This window comes from Bradyrhizobium sp. Tv2a-2, assembly GCF_000472425.1.
In the GTDB taxonomy this organism is placed as follows: Bacteria; Pseudomonadota; Alphaproteobacteria; order Rhizobiales; family Xanthobacteraceae; genus Bradyrhizobium.
Genome location: NZ_AXAI01000001.1, coordinates 523,016 through 542,984, shown reverse-complemented (window position 1 = coordinate 542,984; position 19,969 = coordinate 523,016). Strand labels below are relative to the sequence as shown.

Annotated in this window: 21 protein-coding genes and 1 riboswitch; of the genes, 12 read left to right on the top strand and 9 right to left on the bottom strand. The window is 63.1% G+C overall.

The genetic code is table 11. The features are described from left to right. Positions 1–154 precede the first annotated feature (154 nt). Positions 155–763 (top strand): outer membrane protein, encoded by a 609-nt coding sequence (locus A3AI_RS0102655; RefSeq protein WP_024514085.1) that lies wholly within the window; start codon positions 155–157, stop codon positions 761–763. A gap of 248 nt (positions 764–1,011) precedes the next feature. On the opposite strand, the gene A3AI_RS0102650 is transcribed toward A3AI_RS0102655, so the two are convergent. The 4 genes from A3AI_RS0102650 to A3AI_RS0102635 all read right to left on the bottom strand — a co-directional run bounded on the left by A3AI_RS0102650 (position 1,012) and on the right by A3AI_RS0102635 (position 3,794). Beyond that, positions 1,012–1,227 (bottom strand): cold-shock protein, encoded by a 216-nt coding sequence (locus A3AI_RS0102650; protein ID WP_024514084.1) that lies wholly within the window; start codon positions 1,225–1,227, stop codon positions 1,012–1,014. Between the two features lie 254 nt (positions 1,228–1,481). Next, positions 1,482–2,342 (bottom strand): 23S rRNA (adenine(2030)-N(6))-methyltransferase RlmJ, encoded by an 861-nt coding sequence (locus tag A3AI_RS0102645; protein WP_024514083.1) that lies wholly within the window; start codon positions 2,340–2,342, stop codon positions 1,482–1,484. A 148-nt stretch (positions 2,343–2,490) separates the two neighbouring features. Continuing rightward, positions 2,491–3,171 (bottom strand): ribonuclease T2, encoded by a 681-nt coding sequence (locus A3AI_RS0102640; RefSeq protein ID WP_024514082.1) that lies wholly within the window; start codon positions 3,169–3,171, stop codon positions 2,491–2,493. A gap of 122 nt (positions 3,172–3,293) precedes the next feature. Next, on the bottom strand, positions 3,294–3,794 hold the full coding sequence (locus A3AI_RS0102635; protein WP_024514081.1) for a hypothetical protein: 501 nt from the start codon (positions 3,792–3,794) through the stop codon (positions 3,294–3,296). 171 nt (positions 3,795–3,965) lie between these two features. Between A3AI_RS0102635 and A3AI_RS0102630 the strand changes: the two genes are divergently transcribed. Both A3AI_RS0102630 and A3AI_RS0102625 read left to right on the top strand, forming a co-directional pair. Beyond that, complete coding sequence (locus tag A3AI_RS0102630) at positions 3,966–4,274, top strand: hypothetical protein (protein WP_024514080.1); 309 nt, start codon at positions 3,966–3,968, stop codon at positions 4,272–4,274. Between the two features lie 37 nt (positions 4,275–4,311). After that, complete coding sequence (locus A3AI_RS0102625; RefSeq protein ID WP_024514079.1) at positions 4,312–4,869, top strand: DUF3617 domain-containing protein; 558 nt, start codon at positions 4,312–4,314, stop codon at positions 4,867–4,869. A gap of 203 nt (positions 4,870–5,072) precedes the next feature. Here the strand turns inward: A3AI_RS0102625 and A3AI_RS0102620 are convergent, their stop codons facing one another. The 3 genes from A3AI_RS0102620 to A3AI_RS0102610 are packed head-to-tail and all read right to left on the bottom strand — an operon-like array spanning position 5,073 to position 7,773. Beyond that, positions 5,073–6,461, bottom strand: a complete 1,389-nt coding sequence (locus tag A3AI_RS0102620) for an ATP-binding protein (RefSeq protein WP_024514078.1) — start codon at positions 6,459–6,461, stop codon at positions 5,073–5,075. A 26-nt stretch (positions 6,462–6,487) separates the two neighbouring features. After that, positions 6,488–7,216 carry a response regulator gene (locus A3AI_RS0102615; protein ID WP_024514077.1) on the bottom strand — a complete coding sequence of 243 codons (729 nt, stop codon included), beginning with the start codon at positions 7,214–7,216 and terminating at the stop codon, positions 6,488–6,490. Next, positions 7,213–7,773, bottom strand: coding sequence for a MarR family winged helix-turn-helix transcriptional regulator (locus A3AI_RS0102610; protein WP_024514076.1), 561 nt, complete (start codon positions 7,771–7,773; stop codon positions 7,213–7,215). The genes A3AI_RS0102615 and A3AI_RS0102610 overlap by 4 nt, the downstream gene beginning before the upstream one ends. A 308-nt stretch (positions 7,774–8,081) precedes the next feature. On the opposite strand from A3AI_RS0102610, the gene A3AI_RS0102605 reads away from it, so the two are divergent. The 4 genes from A3AI_RS0102605 (at position 8,082) to A3AI_RS0102590 (ending at position 11,520) form a co-directional block, all read left to right on the top strand. Further along, positions 8,082–8,972, top strand: coding sequence for a branched-chain amino acid aminotransferase (locus A3AI_RS0102605; protein WP_024514075.1), 891 nt, complete (start codon positions 8,082–8,084; stop codon positions 8,970–8,972). A gap of 150 nt (positions 8,973–9,122) precedes the next feature. Next, positions 9,123–10,670, top strand: coding sequence for a histidine--tRNA ligase (gene hisS / locus A3AI_RS0102600; RefSeq protein ID WP_024514074.1), 1,548 nt, complete (start codon positions 9,123–9,125; stop codon positions 10,668–10,670). A gap of 128 nt (positions 10,671–10,798) precedes the next feature. Further along, positions 10,799–11,002: a tautomerase family protein gene (locus A3AI_RS0102595; RefSeq protein WP_024514073.1), complete on the top strand. Its 204-nt coding sequence runs from the start codon at positions 10,799–10,801 to the stop codon at positions 11,000–11,002. Between the two features lie 122 nt (positions 11,003–11,124). Next, a complete protein-coding gene (locus A3AI_RS0102590; protein ID WP_024514072.1) occupies positions 11,125–11,520 on the top strand; it encodes a thioesterase family protein in 396 nt (131 codons plus the stop codon). A gap of 144 nt (positions 11,521–11,664) precedes the next feature. Here A3AI_RS0102590 and proC read toward each other — a convergent pair whose 3' ends face one another. Further along, complete coding sequence (gene proC / locus A3AI_RS0102585; RefSeq protein WP_502685725.1) at positions 11,665–12,423, bottom strand: pyrroline-5-carboxylate reductase; 759 nt, start codon at positions 12,421–12,423, stop codon at positions 11,665–11,667. A 225-nt stretch (positions 12,424–12,648) separates the two neighbouring features. Beyond that, complete coding sequence (locus A3AI_RS0102580; RefSeq protein WP_024514070.1) at positions 12,649–13,149, bottom strand: type III secretion system chaperone family protein; 501 nt, start codon at positions 13,147–13,149, stop codon at positions 12,649–12,651. 444 nt (positions 13,150–13,593) lie between these two features. Then, a riboswitch (FMN riboswitch) is annotated at positions 13,594–13,743 on the top strand. A 72-nt stretch (positions 13,744–13,815) separates the two neighbouring features. Here A3AI_RS0102580 and A3AI_RS0102575 point away from each other — a divergent pair. The 5 genes from A3AI_RS0102575 (at position 13,816) to A3AI_RS0102555 (ending at position 19,867) form a co-directional block, all read left to right on the top strand. After that, a complete protein-coding gene (locus A3AI_RS0102575) occupies positions 13,816–14,439 on the top strand; it encodes a 6,7-dimethyl-8-ribityllumazine synthase (protein ID WP_024514069.1) in 624 nt (207 codons plus the stop codon). A gap of 104 nt (positions 14,440–14,543) precedes the next feature. Further along, positions 14,544–15,788, top strand: a complete 1,245-nt coding sequence (locus A3AI_RS0102570; RefSeq protein ID WP_024514068.1) for an MHYT domain-containing protein — start codon at positions 14,544–14,546, stop codon at positions 15,786–15,788. 283 nt (positions 15,789–16,071) lie between these two features. After that, positions 16,072–16,935 carry an FAD binding domain-containing protein gene (locus A3AI_RS0102565; RefSeq protein WP_024514067.1) on the top strand — a complete coding sequence of 288 codons (864 nt, stop codon included), beginning with the start codon at positions 16,072–16,074 and terminating at the stop codon, positions 16,933–16,935. A 14-nt stretch (positions 16,936–16,949) separates the two neighbouring features. Next, entirely contained in the window at positions 16,950–17,450 is a 501-nt protein-coding gene (locus tag A3AI_RS0102560) for a (2Fe-2S)-binding protein (protein ID WP_024514066.1), read from the top strand. Continuing rightward, complete coding sequence (locus A3AI_RS0102555; RefSeq protein ID WP_024514065.1) at positions 17,447–19,867, top strand: aerobic carbon-monoxide dehydrogenase large subunit; 2,421 nt, start codon at positions 17,447–17,449, stop codon at positions 19,865–19,867. The genes A3AI_RS0102560 and A3AI_RS0102555 overlap by 4 nt, the downstream gene beginning before the upstream one ends. Positions 19,868–19,969: the final 102 nt, after the last annotated feature.

The following is a 19,969-nucleotide window of genomic DNA, read 5'->3' as shown; positions in this document are numbered from 1 at the left end:
TCGGCCGGTAACGGCGCTTAACAAGCCTTTAACTTCAAAGTCTCGATAAATCTTCGCGAAAAGGACTGGAGTTTCGTAACCATGCGGTTCGTGGGCGCGCCCTTGTTGGGCACTCTCGAACCTTCTGGTCGCGGGTGTTGCGTTGGAGAGTGCGATGAAAAGGTTCGCTGCGGGCGCCGCCGCGCTGACGCTGGCGGGCATGGCTCAATCGGTTGGCGCCGCCAATCTGCCCCTTACGGTGAACCAGCCCCTCAACGCCTTCAGCTGGGCCGGTCCCTATCTCGGCGGCAATCTCGGCTATGACTGGGGTACGGTCTCCAACAATGTGACCAAGCCGTCCGGTATCTCCGGCGGTATCGGGGGCGGCTACAATTTCCAGAACGGCGGCCCCTGGGTGTTCGGCGTCGAAGGCGATCTCGAACTGACCGGCGCGAATGACACGTTTGCGCCCTGGAAATTCTCCAACCCCTGGTTCGGCACGGTGCGCGGCCGGGTCGGCTACGCCTTCAACAACATCCTGTTCTACGGCACCGGTGGTCTCGCCTTCGGCGAATTGCGCGCCGAGACCTTTGGCCTTTCGCAATCGCACACCAGCGCCGGCTGGACCTTGGGTGCCGGCGCCGAATTCGGTCTCGCGCAGAGCTGGACCGCCAAGATCGAATATCTCTATGTCGATCTGTCGGAAAGCCAGTTCGCGATCACCGGCATCTCCAACGGCTATAGCTTCGGCGTCATCCGCGCCGGGGTGAATTATCACTTCTAAAGCAAGATCCAGCCTCGGAGGGCCGCGTTCGCGCAAAATGGCCTTTTTGTCCTTCGAGGTAGTCACGCCTGCAAAACAGGATCAAAGAAGAAAAACGAGCAGCAGCAAACTCCCGGCCGTGACTCCACGGCCGGGAATTTTTTGCGAAATTCCCGCGGCGTTTTTTGAACGAAAGCCTGCTTCGAACCTGGTCCCGGAAAGGGCTGCGGTTCGTTACTGAAAAAAACGCGTCGTCTAGATCAAAGTCACTATGATTGAATAACCAGGTTGACCGCCTTCGGGCCCTTGCCCTTCTTGTCCGGTTCAACTTCGAAAGTGACGCGTTGTCCTTCGGTCAAATCCTTCAACCCCGCACGTTCGACCGCGGTGATATGAACGAACACATCGCGCCCGCCGTCGTCCGGCTTGATGAAGCCATAGCCCCGTTCTCCATTGAAGAACTTGACCGTACCAGTCATGGCCATCGGGTAACTCCTCCCCCGTACTGCTTTCGACCGCTACGCGTCACGCGTATCGGCCCGACCGGACATTTTCGTTCCCCGGAAAGCTGGCCACCTTAACGACCCGGTCGATTTCAGCCGGAGCGCCTGGATCTTCTTTTTGGCCTTCATCACTCCGCCGCAACCATTCGCGGGAGCGGGACGCAAAGCCAGTCTCGTAAGTCGTTAGTCTAGTACGGAACACAGTAAATTGACTACGGGTTTTCCACACGGTCCGGTCAGGCTTTGGGCGCCTCGAGCCTGAAGCGGGCGACGCCGCCCTGTCCGAGCGGCTTGTCGAGTTCGGCGAGGATGGTCTTCAGCTCACCATGCAGCGGGAAGGGCGGGTTGACGATCAAGAGCCCGGTCGATGCCAGCGCGCTATCCGCAGCCTGAGGGGCGACGCTGAACTCGAGGCGCATGCACTTGCCGGCGGGTTTCGCCGCGGCCGCGATCTCCGCAACATGCTGGGCGAGCTCGTCGGTGGCGCGGCGGCTCTTGGCGGGATACCAGAGCACATAGATACCGGTCGGCCATTTGGCAAAGGCGGCGGCGAAACGGTCGGCGAGGCGATCGAACTCGTCTTTGGCCTCGAAGGGCGGGTCGATCAGGATCACGCCGCGCCGCTCGTTGGGCGGCACGAAGGCCGGCAACGCGACCCAGCCGTCGACGTCGACCACCTTGGCCTGGGGATCCCGGCGCAGCGCGTCGATCAGGTCCTTGCGGGGGCCGTCAGCGACCTCGCAGGCAGTGAGGCGGTCCTGCGGGCGGAGCAGCGCGCGGGCGATCAGCGGCGAGCCGGGATAGGCCCTGAGCTCGCCCGGCGGATTGAAGGACCTGACGATGTCGAGATAGGGCTTGAGCAGCGGCAGCGCGTTTTCGGAGAAGCGGGCCTGGATGATGCGGGTAATGCCGGTGAGCCACTCGCCGCCGCGCCGGGCTTCCTCCGAGGTGAGGTCGTAGAGCCCTGCGCCGGCATGGGTGTCGATGACACGAAAGGCGGATGGCTTTTCGTGCAAATAAACGAGGATGCGCGTTAGCACGATGTGCTTGATGACATCGGCAAAATTGCCGGCGTGAAAGGCGTGGCGGTAGTTCATAAGCCAGCGTTACGATATCGCGCGGCGAAAGTAACGCGGTCTCGTTCGGGCCTCCATTTCGAGGCGCGCGCGAGGCGAAATGTCGATGTGGTGGCACGAGACTCCGAATGCGGGCCTGAGCGCGCGCCCGGAATGACGGTGCTTCCGGTTAGCCGCCGCGCACCGGCGGCATGGTGACCTGGTCGCGGCGGCAGGCGCCTTTGTCGATTTCCTCGCAATCGCGGAACTGCAGGTCCTTGCTAAGGCAGATCCGTACTTCCGACAACCGCGTGCGATTGCAGGTCACTGCGATGGCGCCGGTCGAAAGACCGGGATTGGCCTTCACGAAGGCGTCCTCGATGTCGGAGGGCGCGACGGTCTTTTCTTCCGACAATTGCAGGAATTCGGGCGGGATCTTCACCGCGGCGCGCGCCTTGCGGATGGTCTCGAAATAAGCGCGCTCGCCCAAGCCCGAACAGGTGCCGTGCTTGTCCCACTCGTTGTAGATCAACCCGGGCGCCGGCATCAGGTCGAGCATCGAGACCATGATGTTGCGCTGAAGCCGCGGCGAGGGCCGCTGGCAATATTCGGGATAGCCGTGCTCATATTGCGGCCATAGCCCGTGCACCACGAAGGAGAAGGGACGGCCGCCGCATTGGGCCTGCTGTGAGCGACCGCTGCTTCCTCGCTCCTCCGCCTGCTCGCAGAAAGAGGGCGACCACGACAGCGACAGCACGTAATAATCGAACTCGCCCGGCGTATTCTGTCGCCCATCCTGCGCCACGGCGGGCCCCCCGGTCAGGGCCATCCAGCCGAGCAGAACAAGGCCGATCCGAACAAAGAACGACATTACAACACCCTCCCTACCAACGGTGGGAGCGTAGCATGCGATTGGAACATTTCAAGAACAAATTGCCGGCGCGGAAGCCGGCAACCTGTGATCCTGATTCGCGGGTGCGCGTGATTCGGCGGCTACGGGCCGGCGGAGCGGCAGGCCGGATTGTAGGCCCAGTTGCGGTCGAGGCCGGTCACACACCATTCGACACCCTGATCGTAGCCAGCAAACCCGCCGTCCTCGATGATCGAGAAATTGACGGTGCGAATCTTACCGTCGCTGGTCATTGCCTTGCCGGTGCAATAGCGGCGCGGAATGTTGTCGGACTGCCAGGGGCGGAAGGCGATCTCGTGGATGTTGTTATAGCCCGTGATCTGGAGCTTCGAATTCCAGTAGGTGCTCTCGTTGTCCCAGAACTGGTTTGTGATCGTGCCGAGCGCTCTCTCGCAAGGAGCGACCCGGCCGTCATATTTCGGGCCGGACAGCCAGAAATTCAACTCGAGCCCGTTGGCGGCCTGCGCCGATTGGGCCGACGCGAGCACGCCCAGGAAGGCGGCGAGCGCCGTCGCGGCGGCCAGACTCTTGGATCCCAAGCGTTTGGATCCCAAGCGTTGAAATGAGGTGGTGAAGTCGCGCATGGCCTGTCCCGGCGAAGCTGATGGTGGAACAAAGACCGTGCCGCGAAGGCGGGACCGGGTCAAGTGCAACGGGGCAACACTCCGCAGCAACTCGATTGCGGGCCCGGCAACCCGGCTTTTCAGCCCTTGACCGGGGCCTTATTATGCGTGCTTCGAAAAGGGAGTCACGTGATGCGAAGGATTGTGGCCGCGAGCCTGGTTGCGATTTGCGGAGGTTTCGCCGGCCTGCCCGCGAAAGCCGATTGGGTGCCTCCGGTGAAAGGCAACGACACCGGTGGCATCATCGCCTATTCGGTCGCGACCCAGGCCGACGCGCGGCAGATCGCCGTCGACCATTGCGCCCAGTATGGCAAGATCGTGAAATTTCTCGCGGTCGATGCGGAATATGGCGGCTACATCTCCTTTTCCTGCCGCTGGGTGCCCTACGGCACCCGCGAGATGGTGGTGAAGGCGCGGCCGGTGGTGAGAGCGCTCTACTGATCCTTCGCTCGGAATCAAAGCGTTGGGAGGCGGCCTCATGACGCGGCCTGTTATTGTTTGCCTTGCTGCCGGCCTCGGTGTCTCTCTTGCCGTTTCCCTTGGCGCACTGGCGCCAGTCGAGGGCGCGCGTGCGGAGGATTTGCCGGTTCGCAAGCCTGGCCTCTGGGAGATGAAGATCGTGAAGGATGGTTCGGGGCTGCCGAACCTGACGATGCAGCATTGCACCGACGCATCGACCGACAAGGACATGAACAACACGGTCTCGCCGATGGCCAAGCAGATCTGCTCCAAGCAGGACGTTCAGAAGACGGCGACCGGGTACTCGGTTGATGCCGCCTGCAGCATGGCAGGCGGTACGATGACGTCGCATTCCGACGTCACCGGCGATTTCAATTCCGCCTATACGGTCACCACCGTGTCGCACACCAATGTCGGGCCGACCAATCTGCGCGACCTCACCACCAAGATCGAGGCGAAGTGGCTTGGCGAGTGCAAGCCGGGTCAGAAGCCCGGCGACATCGTGATGCCCGGCGGTTTCAAGCTCAACGTCAAGGATGCGGAAAAGCTGAAGGGGCTGCTGCCGAAGTCGAATTGAGGTCGTCCGGCGGCTCTTCTCCGACCTCACTGCGCCCTCTCCCTCTCCCCGCGAAGGGCAATGGAGGAAGGCCAATGGAGAACGAGCGCCCCGCCTAAAGCGCGATGGGATTTGGTCGGATCGTCATCGCGCTTTAGGTCTTTGATTTGAGCATTATCTTTTCGGAAAACCGCTACACACTTTTCCGGATCATGCTTTGGCTTTTACACCGGCACCCTGACCGTCGCGCGCAAGCCGCCCATCGGGCTGTCGCCGAGCATGATGTCTCCGCCGTGCGAGCGGGCGATGTCGCGGGCGATCGCGAGCCCGAGGCCGGTGCCGCCTTCGTCCTGGTTGCGCGCGCCGTCGAGCCGCAGGAACGGTTTGAACACTTCCTCGCGCATGTTGGCGGGAATGCCGGGACCGTCATCGTCGATCGTGACGCTGAGATAGCGGTGGTCGCGATGGCCGGTGATCGAGATGGTGTTGGCATGCCGTGCCGCGTTGGAGACGAGGTTGGCGAGACAGCGCTTGAATGAGGCTGGCTTCACTGTGACCACGGGCAGGCCGTGGAAGGCAACTGTTGCGGAATGGCCGTTACGCTCGGCGTCGCTGCGCAAGTCCTCCAGCGCCATCGCCATGTCGGTCGGCTGCGCGTTCTCGCCGGTATCGCCACGCGCGAACGCGAGGTAATCCTCCAGCATCATCGACATCTCGTCGACGTCCTTACGCATGGCGTCGATTTCGGGGCTGTCGCCGAGCAGCGCGAGCTCGAGCTTGAAGCGGGTGAGGATGGTGCGCAAGTCATGCGAGACGCCGGCGAGCATCGCGGTGCGCTGCTCCATGGTGCGCTCGATGCGCGCCTTCATCTCCAAAAATGCATGCGCCGCGCGCCGTACCTCGCGCGCGCCGCGCGGCCGAAAGTTCGGCGCCTCGCGGCCCTTGCCGAAGCTTTCGGCGGCGTCCGCCAGCCGCAGGATCGGCCTGATCTGGTTGCGCAGGAACAGCACCGCGACGATCAGGAGGATCGAGGAGGTCCCGACCATCCAGAACAGGAAGATTTCCGAGTTCGAGGCATAGGCTGCGCTGCGCAGCGCGAACACCCGCATCACGGCATCATTAAGCTGGATGCGGATCTCGACCAGGTTGGAATTGCCGACCGTGTCGATCCAGAAGGGACGGCCGATCTGGCGGCCGATCTGTGCCGAGAGCGATTGATCGAGCAGCGAGAAGAACGGCTTTGGCCCGGGCGCCGGCATATCGCCGACGGGCAGGAAATCAACCACGAGCCCGAGCCTTTGCTGGGCGATGCGGCGCAGCTGCGCGCGGTCCTTGTCCTGCGGATAGCCCTTGTAGACGTCGATCAGCGCCGCGATGTCCTGCACCACGGCGGCCGACAAATGCCGCGTCACCGTGTTCCAGTGCCGCTCCATGAACACGAAGGCGACCACCGACTGCAGCACCACCATCGGCACGATCATGATCAGGAGCGCGCGGGCATAGAGCCCGGTCGGCATCCAGCCTCGAAACGTCGCGCTGAGCCGTTCATTGGCGGCGGAGACACGCCCCGCCGCGCTGCGGATCAAGGTCAGGCCGGTGTCGAGGGTGCTCATCGGGCGTGGATCACGGCCTTCAAACCTTAAGGCGAAGCGACCAGGCGATAGCCGATGCCGCGCACTGCCTGCAGATAGAGCGGGCTTGCCGGATCGTGCTCGATCTTGCGGCGCAGGCGGTTGATCTGCACGTCGACGGCACGCTCATTGACCGTGCCGTTGCCGGTCAATGCGCCGCGCGGCACGGTCTCGCCGGGGCTTTCCGCAAGGATCCGCAGCATCTCGCGCTCGCGGTCGGTGAGGTGAACGATCTCTTCGCCCTGGCGCAACTCGCCACGGGCGAGATGATAGACGTAAGGCCCGAACGCGACCTGCTCCAGTGCCTCCGTGGGCGGACGCGCGGTGCGCTTCAGGATATTGCCGATGCGCAGCGCGAGTTCGCGGGGCTCGAAGGGCTTTGCGACATAATCGTCGGCGCCGATCTGCAGGCCCTCGATCCGCGCTTCCGCCTCATGGCGCGCGGTCAGCATCACGATCGGTACGGTGGAGGATGCGCGGATGGAGCGGGCGAGTTCGAAGCCGGTCTCGCCGGGCATCATGACGTCGAGGATCAGCAGGTCGAAATGCAGTCCGTTGAGCTTGGCGCGCGCGTCGCTTGCGCTCATGGCGGTGGTGACGCGATAGCCTTCGTTTGCGAGGAAGCGCGACAATAGATCGCGGATGCGGCGGTCGTCGTCGACGAGCAGGATATGCGGTGCGTCGTCGGCCGGCCGCTGAATTGGTCGCGCGGCGATTGAGGCGAGGGGCACGTTCATTCCTTCACGCTGGCGTTCTTGAAGATCGTCTCCAAAACCTTGTCCGGGTCGTCGCGATCGATCATCGCGCGCAGGAAGCGCCGCACCGTCTCCGCGCTGGCCGCGTCGATCTCGGCTAGCGCGCGCTCGATCCGCTTGGTCTGCATCGTCGCGAGCTTGGTGACCAGCGCCTCACCCTTCGGCGTGGCGAAAAGAAGGCGCTGCCGCCTGTCGTTGTTGCCGGTCTTCTGCACGATATAGCCTTCGTCCAAGAGCTGCTTGAGCACTCGCCCCAGCGACTGCTTGGTGATGCGAAGCACATCCAGGAGGTCGGCGACCTTCAGGCCGGGATAGCGGTAGACGAAATGCATCACCCGGTGATGGGCCCGGCCGAAGCCGAAAGCCTCCAATTCCTGGTCGGCATCGCCGACGAAGTCCCGGTACGCGAAGAACAGAAGTTCAATGATATCCCAGCGCAATTCGTCCTCCCGCGAGGCAGCCCCCCGCGTTTCGGCCGGGCGCTGTTCAGCGTCCGGCAAGGCGCTCGATTTTGCACTCGAGAAATTTATGTCAGCCATATTGACGTTTCTTAGTTTCAATGTTACAAAACAATCCGCCGTAGCGAAATATTAGATCGTTTCACTCCGCGGCGATGTTCCCAAACCGGCCCGGCCAGGGCCCAGTAGGCGGCCCAGGGCCGCAACCAGATCTACCGTGCGATTGTCGAGCGGCACATCGGCAAACCATACTGGACTTCCGCATTTCACAAAAGCATGTCCCTCAGCCGGCAAGCTTGCCGGGAACGGCTGCCTTTTGGCGGGGTCCAGACCCTCGAAACCTGCGCCGGGCCGCGAGCGCCCTGGGGCAACCTACCGGGAGAAGGTACATGGGCGTTTCATTCGATAAAGTTGATGGTTTCATCTGGTTCGACGGCAGGCTGGTGCCCTGGAAGGATGCCAACGTCCATGTGCTGACCCATGGCTTGCATTATGCGAGCTGCGTGTTCGAGGGCGAGCGCGCCTATGGCGGCAAGATATTCAAGAGCAAGGAACATTCGGAGCGGCTGAAGGCCTCGGCCAATATGCTCGATTTCGAGATCCCGTTCTCGGTCGCCGAGATCGTCGCCGCCAAGCAGCTCGTGATCGACACGAACAATCTGCCCGACGGCTATGTCCGCCCGGTGGCTTGGCGCGGCTCGGAGATGATGGGCGTCGCGGCGCAGGCCAACACCATTCACCTCGCCATCGCGGCCTGGGCGTGGCCGAGCTATTTCGACCCTGCCGAGAGGCTGAAGGGCATCCGCATTGATCTCGCCCAATTTCGCCGGCCCGATCCGAAGACTATCCCGGCGCTGGCGAAAGCCAGCGGCCTCTACATGATCTGCACCATCGAGAAGCACAAAGCCGAGCGCAAGGGCTATGCCGACGCGATGATGCTGGACTGGGAGGGCCGGGTTGCCGAATGCACGGGTGCCAACATCTTTTTCATCAGGGACGGCAAGATCCACACGCCGATCGCCGACTGTTTCCTCGCAGGCATCACCCGCGCAACCGTGATCGAGCTCGCAAGACGCCGGCGCATCGAGGTGGTCGAGCGCCGGATCTGGCCTGAGGAAATCGATGGCTTCACCGAGTGCTTCATCACGGGCAGCGCGGCCGAGGTGACCCCGGTCTCCGAGATCGCGCAGTGGAGGTTCACGCCGGGCACGATCTCGGAACAGCTGATGCTGGATTACACCGCGGAGGTGCAGTCCAAGGGCAGGGCAGTGGCGGCGTAAAGCCGCGCTCGCTCCGTCATTCCGGGATGGTCAGAAGGACCAGACCCGGAATCTCGAGATTCCGGGTTCGGTGCTGCGCACCGCCCCGGAATGACGGAGTAAAATAACGCCCCGGTTGCCGCTTCGCCTGCCGACTGGTAAACGCCCGCGATGGCCGACAAACCCAAGAAACCGCAGAAACTCAAAGCCCGCCTGCCGCGCGGTCTGGAAGACCGTGGCCCTGCCGCGATCAATGCGACGCGGCAGATGGTGGAGAAGATCCGCACCGTCTACGAGCTCTACGGCTTCGAGCCAGTGGAGACGCCGGCGATCGAATACACCGACGCCCTCGGCAAATTCCTGCCCGACCAGGACCGCCCGAACGAGGGCGTGTTCTCCTTCCAGGACGATGACGAGCAGTGGTTGTCGTTGCGCTATGATCTCACCGCCCCGCTCGCGCGCTATGTCGCGGAACGATACGGCACCGAGCATTTGGTGCTGCCCTATCGCAGCTATCGCTTCGGCTGGGTGTTTCGGAATGAGAAGCCCGGTCCGGGTCGCTTTCGCCAATTCATGCAATTCGACGCCGACACGGTTGGCACAGGTTCGCCTGCGGCCGACGCGGAGATCTGCATGATGGCTGCGGACACGATGGAGGCGCTGGGCGTGCCGCGTGGCTCCTACGTGGTGAAGGTGAACAACCGCAAGGTGCTCGATGGGGTGCTTGAATGGATAGGGCTCGGGGGAGCGGAGAACGCTGGTCGTAGGCTCACAGTTCTTCGTGCAATCGACAAGCTCGACAAATTCGATGCCAAAGACGTGCGTCTTCTGCTCGGTGAGGGGCGCTTGGATGAAAGCGGAGATTTCACTAAAGGAGCAAAGCTCGACGACGAGCAGATCGAGGTAGTTTTTCAATCTTTGAAACTCAAAATTGAGTTCGAAGAACGGAACGATGGAATCGAGAGCCAATCGCTAAGTGGCCAAATTTCGGGTCGCTTCTTTGCGAAAACGGAGGGTCGAGAGCTTCTGAACGAAGGTCGATCTGAGCTTGTCGAGATAGGCAAGCTTGTGAAGGCAGCGGGCTATGGCGAAGAGCGGATCAGGATAGATACGTCCGTGGTCCGCGGCCTCGAGTATTACACCGGCCCTGTCTTCGAGGTCGAACTGTTGCTCGACACCAAGGATGAAAAAGGCCGCCCGGTGCGCTTCGGCTCGGTCGGCGGCGGCGGCCGTTACGACGGCCTCGTCTCGCGCTTCCGCGGCGAGCCGGTGCCGGCGACGGGTTTTTCCATCGGGGTGTCGCGGCTGCAGGCGGCGCTGACGCTCCTCGGCAAGCTCGATACGCGCGCCGAATTCGGCCCCGTCGTGGTGACTGTGTTCGATCGCGACCGCGTCGCTGACTACCAGAAGATGGTGGCGGCGCTTCGGGCCGGGAAAATCCGCGCCGAGCTCTATCTGGGCAATCCCAAGAACATGGGCAACCAGCTCAAATATGCCGACCGCCGCAACGCGCCTTGCGTGATCATCCAGGGCTCGGACGAAAAGGCGCGCGGCGAGGTGCAGATCAAGGACCTGATCGAGGGCGCCAAAGCCGCCGCCGCGATCGCCTCCAACCAGGAATGGCGCGAGACCCGTCCTGCGCAATTTTCGTGCAGGGAGGACGAGATCGTCGCGAAGGTGCGCGAGGTGCTCGCGCGCCATGACGTGACGTGGGGATAGCTATTCGCGCACGACGTCGTGTCCGGCCTTGTGCCTGGCATCAACGTCTTGTTTGATTGGAGAAGCGTGGATGTCCACGACCCGGCTACGCTGGGCTTCGCCGGGCGAGCGGAAAAAGGGAGTGAACGATGCCTGAGATTACCGTGAGCATGGCGGCCGGCCGTACCGAGGAACAAAAGGTCGGCATGATGCGCGACATCACCCAGGCGCTGGTGAAAAATCTCGGCGTCGATCCGGAAGCCGTCGTCATCCAGATCAACGAGGCGCCGCTGATCCACAAAATGAAGGGCGGCAAGACCTTCGTGGAACGCGCAGCGGCGCTGAAGAAGTAAGGTCATCGTCATTCCGGGGCAGCCCGGAGGGCTGAACCCGGAGTCTCGCGCCACAACATCGAGATTCCGGATCAGTCCGCGTGCCGCGGCCCGTCCGGAATGACGAGATCGTAGAAGCAACCATGGATGCACGCGACTTCATCACGGTCGGCATGAGTGCCGAGCGCACGCTGGTGGTGCCGCCGGAGCGCACGGTCGGGCATTTCCTCAAATCCATGCCGCTGGTCTATGCGACGCCGATGATGATCCTGGAAATGGAGATGGCGTCGGGCGATGCCATCGCGAGCTGCCTGCAGAGCGGCTGGATCACTGTCGGCACTGAGGTCGACATCCGCCATCTCGCGGCGACACCGGTTGGGGCGCAGGTACGCACCACGGCACGCGTGATTGAGGTGGAACGTCGTGTCATCCGCTTCGAGGTTGAGGCGTTCGACGAGGTCCGCCGCATCGGCGAAGGTCGCCACGGGCGCGGGCTCGTCAACCTTGCCGCGTTCAAGGGACGGTTTGGCGTGCCGTAGGGCACAGTGACCTCCGTCGTCATTGCGAGAAGCCAACGGGTCCGGCCTTTCGGCCGGCCCGATGACAGGCTCCGCGACGAAGCAATCCAGAGTCCTACGTAAGGTTCTGGATTGCTTCGCTTCGCTCGCAATGACGAGCGGCGATTACTTCGCCAATTCCTTCGACCGCGCCGTCGCCGCGGCAATCGCGCGGATCATCAATTGCTGCAAGCCATCGTTCGCCATCAACACCGACAGCGCCGCCGCAGTGGTGCCGCCGGGCGAGGTCACGTTCTGACGCAAGGTTGCGGCGGACAGATCCGAGCGATGCAACAGTTCGCCGGATCCGGCGACTGTTTCGCGCGCGAGCTTTGTCGCGAGCTCCTCGGGCAGGCCGGCCGCGACACCGGCGCGCGCAAGCTCTTCCGCCAGCAGGAAGATATAGGCCGGGCCAGAGCCCGAGACCGCGGTCACCGCATCGATCAGGCTTTCGTCCTCGACCCATTCGACCGAGCCGGTGGCGCGCAACAGCGCATCCGCGGTGGCGCGCTGCGCGGCGCTGACATTCTTCGCTGCTACCGCCACCGTTATGCCGCGGCCGATCGCCGCCGGCGTATTGGGCATCGCGCGCACGACTGCGCCGCCGCAGACCTCGCTCAGTGAGGCGATGGTCGTACCCGCCATGATCGAGACCACGAGCGTGTTGGGGCTGACGAGCGGCATCAACAGCGCGCCCGCCTCGCGAAAGCTTTGCGGCTTGACCGCGACCACCAGCGTCTCGACGGCCGCCGCATCCTTTGGATTGAGCCGGATGCCATGCGCGGCAAGCGCCGTGATCTCGGCCGACGGCGTCGGCTCGATCACCACGACCTGCCTGGGGTCGAGGCCGCCGGCCAGCCAGCCGGCCAGCATCGCGCCGCCCATCTTGCCCGCGCCGGCCAGCGCGATGGTGCCGGTGATGTTCTTCAATGCGGAGGTGTTGCTCACAGCGAATGTTCCCGTCGTCCTGGCGCAAGCCGGGACCTATAACCACCGGTGGTTCTATTTGATCGGGCTGTTCGCAACAAGCATCGTGCGCCGCAATTGCGGCCTGGGATTACGGGTCCCGGCCCGGTGCGCAATCGCGCACCAGGTCGGGACGACCACGAGCTACGCCTCGCCCTCGGTGTCGAACATCGCCGCTGCCAGTGCCTCTGTCGTCGACTTGCCCGCCCAGACCACGAACTGGAACGCCGGGAAGTAGCGCTCGCAGGCGTGGATCGCGCCGGCCAGCATGGCCTGGCATTGCGCGCTGGAGGCGATCAATCCGCCAGGCAGCACCAGTGCCTGCCGATGCATGATCATGCCGGTATGAGTCCAGAGATCGAAATGGCCGATCCATAATTGCTCGTTGATTCCGGCGATCAGCCGCTGCACCTCGGCCTTCCGCGCATCGGGAATCTTCATGTCGAAGGCGCAGGCCAGATGCAGCGCCTCGATCTCGCTCATCCAGGTGAAGGAGAGCTGGTAGTCGGTCCAGTCGCCCCTGGAGACGATCGTGACCTCGTCCTCGCCGGAGCGTTCGAACGCCCAGTTGTTATCGGACGCAATATCCTCCACCACGGCGAGCGGGTGCTTATGTGAATCGACGATGCCTTCGAGCAGGGACATGCCGTCTCGACCTTCCGCTTTTTAAAGTCTTGTTGATACGCAGGCGCCGAGTTGAATCGCGCGCTTCTTACCGGCTGCACTCCCGAACGGGCTCGGGCCTGCGGGGATCAAGTGATGTGATTTGCGGAATCGGCGCAACCGCGCCTCTGAGCGATTCCACAGAATGTGAGTCAGCCGTCCACAGCGCATTCGCTAACAAGAGAACAAACCGGAATCGGATTCGCTCTGATAGGAAGTTGTTAACTTTTGGCGCAGGGGAACTTTTTGATTCGCCGTGTCTCACGCGCCCCGCCCTTCCAGGGAAGAGGGCGGGGTGAGAACCGAGCGATGTCATAGCTCGTCTTCCCGGCATGGGGACCATGAGGAATTTCCATGCCAAAGCCGCTTGCTCGCGCCCCGGCCTTTCGCCATATTTATCGGCAGATCGGCTCATCCCGGGCCGGTCGATGTTCTCAGGGCGGGGTGGAAGTCCCCACCGGCGGTAAGGGCGGTCAGCCCGAGCCCGCGAGCGCCTTCCCTGCCAAAGGGGAAGGGTCAGCAGATTCGGTGCGAATCCGAAGCCGACGGTTAAAGTCCGGATGAAAGAGAACGGTTGCGGTGACCCGTGCTGATGCGCGGGGCTCGTCGTTCCGTATGCCCTGATTCTGGTCCTGAAAGAGGAAAGCCATGAATCAGATGTTGCAAGATTCCCACGCTCAAGACTCCCAAGTCCAAGACTCCCAAATCCAAGACTCCCAAGTCCAAGATTCCCAGGCCGCCGAAAGCGCCCTGCCGCCCGCTCCCCCGGTCCGGCCGGAGCATCCGCATTTCGCCAAGCCGCAGCGGGTTGCCTTCGTGCAATCCTCCTGGCACCGCGACGTGGTCATGGAGGCGCGCACCGCCTTTCTCGACGAGATCGAGGCGCGCCACATTCCGCGCGAGCGGGTGGATGTTTTCGAGGTGCCGGGCTCGTTCGAGATCCCGCTGCATGCGCAGCTCCTCGCCAAGACCAGACGCTACACCGCGATCGTCGCGGCCGGCCTTGTGGTCGATGGCGGCATCTATCGTCACGAGTTCGTCGCCGACACCGTGATCAAGGCGCTGATGGATGTGCAACTGCGCACCGAGGTGCCGGTGTTCTCGGCGGTGCTGACGCCGCAGCAATTCCATGAGAGCCAGGCGCATTTCGATTTCTTCCGCAGGCATTTTGCCACCAAGGGCATCGAGGTGGCGGAAGCCTGCGCCAACACGCTGCTCAGCCTGGAGCGGCTGCGCGGCCAGGTCGCGGCCGGCATCATGCCGGGCTCGTGAACCGTGGTATCCACAATCCATTGATTGTCTTTCCCGTCGCCGCGTTGATAAACTCGGCGTCGGGAGGAGGCTTGCCCGTGGCGACGGGTGAGCCTGAAAAGATCATGTTCGAAGGACACGATCCCTATCTCGTGGCGCTCTCGGTGGCGATCGCGATCCTGGGTGGCTACACCGGCTTTGCGCTGGCCGCGCGCGTCCGCTCTGCCGCGGGCGCCAGCCGCCGTGCGTTGCTCGCAGGTGCAGCAGCCTTTCTCGCGGTCGGCATCTGGACCATGCATTTTGTCGGCGTGCTGGCTGCACCGATCCCCGCTGATACCGTCTATCTCGTCCTGCCCACCATGATCTCGTTTTTGATCTGTGCGCTGGTGGTCGGCATTTCGCTGTTTTTTGTTTCGATCGGCGAGCCGTCGCTGCTGCGGGTGGCGTCGTCTGCCGTGCTGCTCGGGCTTGGCGTCGCCAGCATGCATTATGTCGGGATCCATGCGCTGTCGGGCAATTTCGCCATTGTGCATGATGACCGCATGGTAGCGCTGTCGATCCTGGTTGCGATCGTCACGGCTTACGGCGGCTTGCGCGCCTTTCTGGCGCCGGCCGATGGCGTGCGGCTGATTGCGAGCGCGGTTGCCTTTGGCGTCGCGGTCTCGGGCATGCATTACACGGCAATGTACGGCATGCATTTCGCGCCGGTTTCCGCAGCGCAGCATCACATGGTGGGCGGGCTTGCCGCCTCGCCGCAGATCTTATCGATTGTGGTGGCCGTGTTGTGCTTTGTGATCGCCGCGGGCTTCCTGCTGTCACTGGTGCCGGACCCGCGACGCCAGATCGCTTCGACGCAAGTTGAGCAGGCGGTTGCGCTGCAGGCGAGTGCGGTAACGGCGCCGGTCGAGACTGCGCCGGCCGCCACGGCTTTGCCACGGCTGATGCCGGCGCCGCTCGGCGGGCTCGGCCAGCCGCCGCGGCCGGCGCCGGTGCCGCGGTTGCCGGTGGAGGGCGCCAACGGCACCCATTTCATCGACACCGCCGATATCCGCAGCGTCCGGGCGGATGCGCATTACACCCGTGTTCATGACGGCACGCGGGAGCGGATGTGTCCGTGGTCGATCTCGGAGGCCGAGGCGCAACTTGACCCCGGTCTGTTCGTCCGTGTCCACCGCAGCCACATCGTGGCGATTCCGCATGTCACCCTGGTCCGCAAGGAGGGGGACGGCGCCGTTATCGAGCTCGACGGCCCCACGCCGCACCGCGTGCCCGTCAGCCGCGCCAAGATCGCCGAGGTGAAGGCAAGGCTCGGGCTCGCCAAGCAACGTAACGGGCATGCGGTGCGGTCTAGCCTCTCGCCGTCGTCCTAATCAGAGACAGCCTGCCACCATCGCCATGAGGTGCTCGCGTAAGCGAGCCCCTCGGAGGGCGACGGCCCGGGTCTCGCAGCGGGGCAGTTCGTCGGTGGAGACTAAGCTCAGCGGCGTAATGGCGTCGCTCGATTAGGTCTCATCTCCTGACGCAACTCGTGCGCGCTCGCCTGCAACTCGTGCGAATTTTGACCTTCCGTGCCCGCATCATTGCGGCCGGCTCCGTCCGGAGAGAGCGTCCCGCTCAACACGTCCGCGCCCAAAAGGACGAAGGGAGGAGACCATGATTCCTGGCCCATTCGGCTATCACCGGCCCGCAAGCGTTGGCGATGCAATAAAGCTTCTGGCCTCGCTGGGTGAGGAGGCGCGTCCGCTCGCGGGCGGACACAGCCTCATCCCCATGATGAAGCTGCGGCTCGCCACCCCCGGCCATCTCGTTGACCTGCATGGGATCGCCGGCCTCAAGGGCATCCATCGCGATGGCAACAGGATTGCGATCGGGGCCATGACCACCCAGCACGAGCTGCTGGCGTCGGACGAGATCAGGTCATCACTGCCGATCCTGCAGGAGGCGGCCGCCCTGATCGCCGATCCCCAGGTGCGCTACCGCGGCACGATCGGCGGCAACGTCGCCAATGGTGATCCCGGCAACGACATGCCGGCACTGATGCTGACCTTGGGCGCCGCCTATCGCCTGGAGGGACCCAGCGGCGCCCGCGAGGTCATGGCCTCCGACTTCTATCAGGGCGCTTATTTCACAGCGCTCGAGCCCGGCGAGATCCTGACCTCGGTCACGATTCCCCTGCCGGCGGCAGGTCACGGCTACGCTTACGAGAAATTGAAGCGCAAGGTCGGCGATTATGCGACCGCCGCCGCGGCCGTGGTGCTGACCATGGCTGGCGGCAAGGTCGCAAGTTGCGCGATCGGGCTCACCAATCTGCACGAAACACCGCTGCTCGCTGTCGACGCCGCCAACGCGGTGATCGGCACCAGCCTCGATGCCGCGAGCCTGAAGAAGGCCGCCGCAGCCGCCGAAGCGATCATGTCGCCGGCGGCGGATGCGCGCGGGCCGGTCGAATACAGAAAACATGTCGGCGGCATCATGGTGACGCGGGCGCTGCAGCGCGCAGCCCACCGCGCGAAATAATACGGGAGGAATCAATGGCAAAAATCCACGTGACCATGAAGGTCAACGGCGCCGAGGTCGAAGGCCTGGTCGAGCCACGCACGTTGCTGGTGCATTTCATCCGCGAGAACCTGCAGCTCACCGGTACGCATATCGGCTGTGAGACCACCCATTGCGGCGCCTGCACCGTCGATATCGACGGCATGTCGGTGAAGTCCTGCACTATGTTCGCGATACAGGCCAACGGCAGCGACATCACCACGATCGAAGGCATGGCGAATGCAGACGGCACGCTGTCGCATCTGCAGGAAGGTTTTCGCCAGATGCACGGCCTGCAATGCGGCTATTGCACGCCGGGCATGATCGTGCGCGCGCATCGGCTCTTGCAGGAAAATCCGGCGCCGACGGAGGACGAAATCCGCGCCGGCATTGCCGGCAATATCTGCCGCTGCACCGGCTACCAGAACATCGTGAAGGCAATCCAATACGCCGCGGCCAAGGCCAAGGGCGTCGAATTCAAGGAGGCCGCGGAATGAACGACTTGACTCCCACGCGGGAACAACGCACCGCCGCCCTCGAAGGCATGGGCTGCAAGCGAAAGCGCGTCGAAGACATCCGCTTCACGCAAGGAAAGGGCAATTACGTCGACGACGTCAAGCTGCCTGGCATGCTGCATGGCGATTTCGTCCGCTCGCCGCATGCGCATGCGCGTGTCAAGTCGATCAATACGGATGAGGCGCTGAAGGTGCCTGGCGTGCTCGCGGTGATCACCGCGGAGACTCTGAAGACTGTCAACCTCGCCTGGATGCCGACGCTCGCCGGTGACGTGCAGATGGTGCTCGCCGACGGCAAGGTGCTGTTCCAGAACCAGGAGGTGGCGTTCGTGGTCGCGACCGATCGCTATGCCGCCGATGACGGCGTGTCCAAGGTCGTGGTCGACTACGAGGCGCTACCGGTTCTCGTCGATCCCTTCAAATCGATGGCGCCGGATGCGCCGGTGCTGCGCGAAGACCTCGCCGGCAAAACGACCGGTGCCCATGGGCCGCGCAAGCACCACAACCACATCTTCGAATGGAGCGTCGGCGACAAGGAGCTCACGGATGCTGCTTTCAATAAGGCTGAAGTCACCATCAAGGAGATGATCTCATATCACCGCACCCATCCGTCTCCCTTGGAGACCTGCCAGTGCGTCTGCTCCTTTGACAAGATCAAGGGTGAGCTGACGATCTGGGGTACCTTCCAGGCGCCGCATGTGATCCGGACGGTGGTCGCCCTGATCGCAAAGTTGCCGGAGCAGAAGATCCATGTGATCTCGCCCGATATCGGCGGTGGCTTCGGCAACAAGGTCGGCGCCTATCCCGGTTATATCTGCGCAGCGGTTGCCTCGATCGTTACCGGCAAGCCGGTGAAATGGGTCGAGGACCGCATCGAGAACCTCACCGCGACCTCGTTCGCGCGCGACTATCACATGACGACCGAGATCGCCGCGACCAAGGACGGCAAGGTCACAGGTTTGCGCGTCCATGTGCTCGCCGATCACGGCGCGTTCGACGCTTGCGCCGACCCGTCGAAATGGCCGGCCGGCTTCTTCAACATCGTCACCGGGTCCTATGATTTCCCGGTGGCTCATCTCACGGTCGACGGCGTCTATTCCAACAAGGCGCCGGGCGGTGTGGCCTACCGTTGCTCGTTCCGCGTCACGGAGGCCGCCTATTGCATCGAGCGCGCCATGGACATCCTGGCGCAAAAGCTCGGTATGGACCCGGCGGAATTGCGCCTGAAGAATTTCATCCGGCGCGAGCAGTTCCCCTATCACTCTGCGCTCGGCTGGGAATACGATTCCGGCGATTACCACACCGCCATGCGCAAGATGATGGAGTCGACGGACTATGCCGCGCTTCGCAAGGAGCAGGCGGAGAAACGCGAAGCCTTCAAGCGCGGCGAGACGCGCGAGGTCATGGGGCTTGGCGTCTCCTTCTTCACCGAGATCGTCGGCGCCGGCCCGTCGAAGAACTGCGACATCCTGGGCATTGCGATGTTCGATTCCTGCGAGATTCGCATGCATCCGACCGGGGCGGGCATTGCGCGCATGGGCACCAAGAGCCAGGGCCAGGGCCATGAGACCACCTGGGCCCAGATCATCGCATCCGAGATCGGCATTCCCGCCGACAACATCATGGTGGAGGAAGGCAACACCGACACCGCGCCTTACGGGCTAGGTACCTACGGCTCGCGCTCCACGCCGGTCGCAGGCGCCGCGATCGCCATGGCCGCACGCAAGATAAAGGCAAAGGCGCAGATGATCGCGGCCTACAAGCTCGAGGTGCACGAGGACGATCTGGAGTGGGACATCGATGGCTTCCGCGTCAAAGGCCTGCCGGAGAAGTTCATGTCAATGAAGGATATCTGCTGGGCGGCCTACAATTCCGTGCCGCCCGGGATGGAGCCGGGGCTGGAGGCGGTGAGCTACTACGATCCACCGAACATGACCTATCCGTTCGGCGCCTATCTTTGCGTGATGGATATCGATGTCGATACCGGGGTCTACAAGGTCAGGCGCTTCTATGCGCTCGATGATTGCGGCACCCGCATCAACCCGATGATCATCGAGGGCCAGGTGCATGGGGGGCTCACCGAAGCTTTCGCCATCGCGATGGGCCAGGAGATCCGGTACGACGACGGCGGCAATGTCGTCACCGGCTCGTTCATGGATTTCTTCATGCCGACCGCGGTGGAGACCCCGCGTTGGGAGACGGACTTCACGGTGACGCCGTCGCCGCATCACCCGATCGGCGCCAAGGGCGTCGGCGAAAGCCCGAATGTCGGCGGCGTCCCGGCGTTTTCCAACGCCGTGAACGACGCCTTCTCGTTCCTGGGATCGACGCATATCCAGATGCCGCATGACTACTGGCGCAACTGGAAGGCGGCGAAGAGCCTGGGCGTGTTAGGTTGACGTCATTGCGAGCGAAGCGAAACTGTCTCGATGTCATTCCGGGGCGATGCGAAGCATCGAACCCGGAATCTCGAGATTCCGGGTTCGCCTCTTCGAGGCGCC

Excerpts from the sequence above, each read along its gene's own strand:
- A3AI_RS0102645 (WP_024514083.1), bottom strand. The coding sequence starts at position 2,342 with ATGAACTACCGCCACGCCTTTCACGCCGGCAATTTTGCCGATGTCATC.
- A3AI_RS0102620 (WP_024514078.1), bottom strand. The coding sequence starts at position 6,461 with ATGAGCACCCTCGACACCGGCCTGACCTTGATCCGCAGCGCGGCGGGG.
- A3AI_RS0102615 (WP_024514077.1), bottom strand. The coding sequence starts at position 7,216 with ATGAACGTGCCCCTCGCCTCAATCGCCGCGCGACCAATTCAGCGGCCG.
- A3AI_RS0102570 (WP_024514068.1), top strand. The coding sequence starts at position 14,544 with ATGTTCGAAGGACACGATCCCTATCTCGTGGCGCTCTCGGTGGCGATC.
- A3AI_RS0102605 (WP_024514075.1), top strand. The coding sequence starts at position 8,082 with ATGGGCGTTTCATTCGATAAAGTTGATGGTTTCATCTGGTTCGACGGC.
- A3AI_RS0102565 (WP_024514067.1), top strand. The coding sequence starts at position 16,072 with ATGATTCCTGGCCCATTCGGCTATCACCGGCCCGCAAGCGTTGGCGAT.
- A3AI_RS0102595 (WP_024514073.1), top strand. The coding sequence starts at position 10,799 with ATGCCTGAGATTACCGTGAGCATGGCGGCCGGCCGTACCGAGGAACAA.
- A3AI_RS0102590 (WP_024514072.1), top strand. The coding sequence starts at position 11,125 with ATGGATGCACGCGACTTCATCACGGTCGGCATGAGTGCCGAGCGCACG.
- proC (WP_502685725.1), bottom strand. The coding sequence starts at position 12,423 with ATGGGCGGCGCGATGCTGGCCGGCTGGCTGGCCGGCGGCCTCGACCCC.
- A3AI_RS0102655 (WP_024514085.1), top strand. The coding sequence starts at position 155 with ATGAAAAGGTTCGCTGCGGGCGCCGCCGCGCTGACGCTGGCGGGCATG.
- A3AI_RS0102610 (WP_024514076.1), bottom strand. The coding sequence starts at position 7,773 with ATGGCTGACATAAATTTCTCGAGTGCAAAATCGAGCGCCTTGCCGGAC.
- A3AI_RS0102635 (WP_024514081.1), bottom strand. The coding sequence starts at position 3,794 with ATGCGCGACTTCACCACCTCATTTCAACGCTTGGGATCCAAACGCTTG.
- A3AI_RS0102575 (WP_024514069.1), top strand. The coding sequence starts at position 13,816 with ATGAATCAGATGTTGCAAGATTCCCACGCTCAAGACTCCCAAGTCCAA.
- hisS (WP_024514074.1), top strand. The coding sequence starts at position 9,123 with ATGGCCGACAAACCCAAGAAACCGCAGAAACTCAAAGCCCGCCTGCCG.
- A3AI_RS0102555 (WP_024514065.1), top strand. The coding sequence starts at position 17,447 with ATGAACGACTTGACTCCCACGCGGGAACAACGCACCGCCGCCCTCGAA.
- A3AI_RS0102580 (WP_024514070.1), bottom strand. The coding sequence starts at position 13,149 with ATGTCCCTGCTCGAAGGCATCGTCGATTCACATAAGCACCCGCTCGCC.
- A3AI_RS0102630 (WP_024514080.1), top strand. The coding sequence starts at position 3,966 with ATGCGAAGGATTGTGGCCGCGAGCCTGGTTGCGATTTGCGGAGGTTTC.
- A3AI_RS0102625 (WP_024514079.1), top strand. The coding sequence starts at position 4,312 with ATGACGCGGCCTGTTATTGTTTGCCTTGCTGCCGGCCTCGGTGTCTCT.
- A3AI_RS0102640 (WP_024514082.1), bottom strand. The coding sequence starts at position 3,171 with ATGTCGTTCTTTGTTCGGATCGGCCTTGTTCTGCTCGGCTGGATGGCC.
- A3AI_RS0102560 (WP_024514066.1), top strand. The coding sequence starts at position 16,950 with ATGGCAAAAATCCACGTGACCATGAAGGTCAACGGCGCCGAGGTCGAA.
- A3AI_RS0102650 (WP_024514084.1), bottom strand. The coding sequence starts at position 1,227 with ATGGCCATGACTGGTACGGTCAAGTTCTTCAATGGAGAACGGGGCTAT.